At 65.5% G+C, this 3682-nt stretch carries 5 protein-coding genes; 1 reads left to right on the top strand and 4 read right to left on the bottom strand.

All coding sequences use genetic code 11. From position 1 onward, the window contains the following. A partial coding sequence (locus A9X01_RS03125) for a DUF3159 domain-containing protein (protein WP_495524969.1) occupies positions 1-429 on the bottom strand: 429 nt, incomplete at its 3' end. A gap of 94 nt (positions 430-523) precedes the next feature. Here A9X01_RS03125 and A9X01_RS03120 point away from each other — a divergent pair. Further along, positions 524-1060, top strand: a complete 537-nt coding sequence (locus A9X01_RS03120) for a PadR family transcriptional regulator (protein ID WP_065119246.1) — start codon at positions 524-526, stop codon at positions 1058-1060. Here A9X01_RS03120 and A9X01_RS03115 read toward each other — a convergent pair. From A9X01_RS03115 to A9X01_RS03105, 3 genes are all read right to left on the bottom strand, one after another. Next, the gene (locus A9X01_RS03115; protein WP_065119247.1) at positions 1044-1511 is read right to left on the bottom strand and encodes a DUF417 family protein; all 468 of its coding nucleotides are present in this window, start codon (positions 1509-1511) and stop codon (positions 1044-1046) included. The two genes, A9X01_RS03120 and A9X01_RS03115, sit on opposite strands and share 17 nt — an antisense overlap. Before the next feature lie 18 nt (positions 1512-1529). After that, the gene (locus A9X01_RS03110; protein WP_155771898.1) at positions 1530-2756 is read right to left on the bottom strand and encodes a MalY/PatB family protein; all 1227 of its coding nucleotides are present in this window, start codon (positions 2754-2756) and stop codon (positions 1530-1532) included. Positions 2757-2806: 50 nt separating this feature from the next. Beyond that, the coding region (locus tag A9X01_RS03105; RefSeq protein WP_065119244.1) for a dihydrodipicolinate reductase at positions 2807-3682 on the bottom strand (876 nt) is incomplete at its 5' end.

Below are 3682 nucleotides of genomic sequence, written 5' to 3'. Positions count from 1 at the left end.
CTGCGGCGTCGTGTCCTTCGCGTATGCCATGGTGAACGGCCGGCGGATCAGCAGTGTGAACCACGCGAACAGGGCGAGGGAGATGTTGGTCAACTCGCCGGCCCACACTTCCAGGAAGCGCAGGGTGCTGTCGGTGGCGACCAGGCCGAGGATGGCCAGCGCAGCGAAGAAGACGGTGCCGAACACTTCCAGCAGGTGAATCTTGATGCCGCGCGCCAGACCGACGAGCAGGATCAACACCGAGAACGCCAGCGCGGAGGCCACCGCAATCTCGAAGCGGCCCGGCGCCGACAGGATCGACAACAGCGCCCACGGCGCGATCCCGGAGAACGGCGACTTCAAGAACCCGTCGAGGATGTCGCCGACACCACGGCGTGCCTTGGGCTGCTCCATCGACGGCTGCGTGTCGCGGGGGGTTGGCTGGGTCATAACAGGCTCCGATTTCCTGACGTTCCAATTGTGACAGGTCGATATTGACATACCTATCAGTGACATGTCAATTGTGGAGGGTTATGATGGTCCGGTGAGTCTACGACACGCCGCGCTGGGATTGTTGTCCCAGGAGCCCGGCAGCGGTTACGACCTGCTGAAACGGTTCAAAGAGTCGATGGACAACATGTGGCCGGCCACCCAGAGCCAGCTGTACGGCGAGCTCAACAAGCTCGCTGGTGCCGGGCTGATCAAGGTCTCCGACGTGGGTCCGCGCGGGCGTAAGGAATACGAGATCACCGACGCCGGCCGCGCCGAGTTGTATCGCTGGATGATGTCGCCGCAAGAGGATCCGCCCATCCGCAACGCCGCAATCCTGCGGGTCTTCCTACTCGGTCAACTCGAGCCCGCCCAGGCGCGGGAGTATCTCGAATCGTTGTTGGCCCTGGCCGAAGAAGAACACGCCCGCTACGCCGAGATGCTCGATGCCCATGACTGGACGGTGGACGACGACGCGTTTTTCGCCCGGGCCGCCCTGGAACAGGGTCTGCGCTGGACCCAGCATGAGATCGAATGGTCGAAGTGGGTGCTCGACGGCCTGCGTGAGCGCAGCGCTAAACGGTCGGCTTGACCAGTTCAGCCGGCCGGACCGCACGCAGCGCGTCCCCAAGCGTCCAGATTGCCACGCCGAGCAACACCAGGTCTTTGAGCAGGAACTGGCCGGGTAGGGCGGTCAGGACCGGTATTCCCGCCGCATGGGTTGCGAACAGCCCGGGCGTGGTGAACAGGAAACTCACCGTCCCCAGGAACAGCACGATGGCCAGCCCGCTACCGAGCGCGGACACCCTGGGCCATAACGGGAAGGTGGCGATCAGCAGTGCCGCAACGATTTCCATCGTTCCCAACGCTCGCGCTACGGTCGTGACACTGAGGAAATCGTAGATCCAGCTCATCAACGGGCTGTGTTCGATGAGCACTTTCGATTCCATTTTGACGTACTTGCCGAACCCGATCCAGGCCAGTACCAAGACCAGTCCGTAGCGGGCGACTTGCTGGCCGAGGCGTGTGATTTTGTCAGCGATTGAAGTCACAGCAATGTATTACGTAACCGGGCGGCGATCGGTTCGATCGCGTAGCGCCCGGCCCATCCGGGCTACGGCCTCGGCCAGAATTGCCTGCGAGGTCGCAAAGTTCATCCGGATATGACCCGCGCCGCCGGTGCCGAACACGTGCCCGGAGCTGAGCGCGACGCGGGCGTGATCGCGAAACCAGCGGGCGGGACCGGACAGATCGGCCACCACCTTCAGACCCTCGGTGTGGTCGTCGTCGATGCCGAGCGCGCGGCAGTCCAGCCAGGCCAAGTAGGTGCCCTGTGGTTGCAGCAGCCGCACGGCGGGAAGGTGCTCGGCGACCAGGTCGGTGAGCAGCGCGCGGTTGGCATCCAGGCCTGCTAGCAGCGCATCGAGCCAGTCGCCCCCGTCGCTGAATGCCGCGGTGTGTGCGATGAGGCCCAAGTGGCTGGCGCCGTGGCCCACCTCTTCGGGCATCCGGCGCAGATCCGCACCCGCCTCGGGGCCGGCGATGGCCAGCGCCGCCTTGATACCCGCGAGATTCCACGCCTTGGACGCCGACGTCAGCGCCAACGCATTCTCGGCACCCGGCACGCTCAGATAAGGCGTGAAGCGTGCTCCCGGCAGCACCAGCGGGGCGTGGATCTCGTCGGAGACCACCCGGACATCGAAGCGACGGGCCAGGTCGGCGACCGCACGCAATTCGCCGGCGGTGTGCACGACGCCGGTCGGGTTGTGCGGGTTGCACAACAGGTAGGCGACTTTGCCGACAGCGCCCGCAGCCTTGCGCGAGCGCGCGAACGCTTCGGCCAACACGTCGAGGTCGATGCGCCCTTCGGTATTCAGCGGGGCCTCCAGCACGGTGCGGCCGTCGTGCGAGACGAACGCGTAAAACGGCGCGTACACAGGCGAATTGACGATGACTGTGTCTCCGCGGTCGGTGACCAGACGCAACATCTCGACGATGCCCAGCATGACGTCGGGCACCACCCGGGTGCGCCCGACTGACAGCCCGTCCCACTGCCAGCGCCGGGCGGCGAATTCGCTGATCGCTTTGGCATAGCCCTTACCGTGCGGGTAGCCGGTGTCGCCGGCGTCGACCGCCCGGTGAATGGCTTCCGCCACGCTGGGGGCGAGGTTGACGTCCATTTCGGCGACCCACAACGGCAGGACATCGGCGGGGTGGGCGCGCCACTTCATGCTGGTCCGGTGGCGCAATTGATCGAGCGTCAACTCCTCGAGCGGGTTATCGACCACTGCTCGAGACTAGAAGATGGCGCAGCTCAGGAACTCACGAGCTCAGGAGCTCAGGACGTGACGAAGGCGTGTTTGGGGATGGTCAGCGGCAGGTCCACCGAACTCAGCAGACCGGGTTGTGCGGCAACGACATACGGGACGGCGTTGACGACGCGCATGGCGGTGGCAACCATGGCCCCGGCCCCGGAGGTCATGTTCGCGATTCCGGCTCGAGCAGGATCGCGCAGCGTGGCGGCCAGGCTGCAGTCGATGTCGGGGTCGCCGCTGATCACCACGCGGTAGGAGAGGTCACCGATCCCGGTCGGCCAGTCTGGCGCGACGTCATGCGCCAGCCGGGTGACGTGCTCGATGACGATAACCTCCCGACCGTCAACCACGCCGATGGCCCGCATCCGCAGCGCGCCGCAGGTACCGGCTTCGACGGTGCCCATCGCCACTTCCAGTGTCCGGTTGGTGACGGCGCGATCGAAGGTCTCGCGAATCTCCTGGACCTCAACGCCGAGCGCATCGCCGATCAGCCGGATCTGGCCCTGCCACTCACCGGCGATCGCGCCCGGGAAGCTGATCCATGGCTGGTAGTCCAGCGGGCGACCGAAACCCAGTGCGTCGCTCATGATGTCGGGCACAACGTAGTCGTCGTAGAGACCCATCTCGTAGGAATGGATCTTCTCGATGGCCGAGGATTGCGTGCACAGCACCAGCGGCAGGTAGTCGGCGGCGAAGCCGGGCTCGATTCCCGAGGCGTATAGCGACACCTGGCCCTGCTTGGCGGCGGCGACCAGCTGGTCACGCCATTCGGTGGGGGTGTAGGCGTGCGGGTTCACCAGCCGGGTGGTGCTGGTGGTGACGACGTTGATGCCGGCTTCCAGCAACTTCACGTAGTCCGGGATCGCCAGGGCGTCGCGCTCGGGCCCGCTGGCGGCATA

Source organism: Mycobacterium asiaticum, from assembly GCF_001668675.1.
GTDB classification, from domain to species: domain Bacteria; phylum Actinomycetota; class Actinomycetes; order Mycobacteriales; family Mycobacteriaceae; genus Mycobacterium; species Mycobacterium asiaticum_D.
Note: the sequence above shows the minus strand (reverse complement) of the source record. Positions and strands in the feature narration are given on the sequence as shown.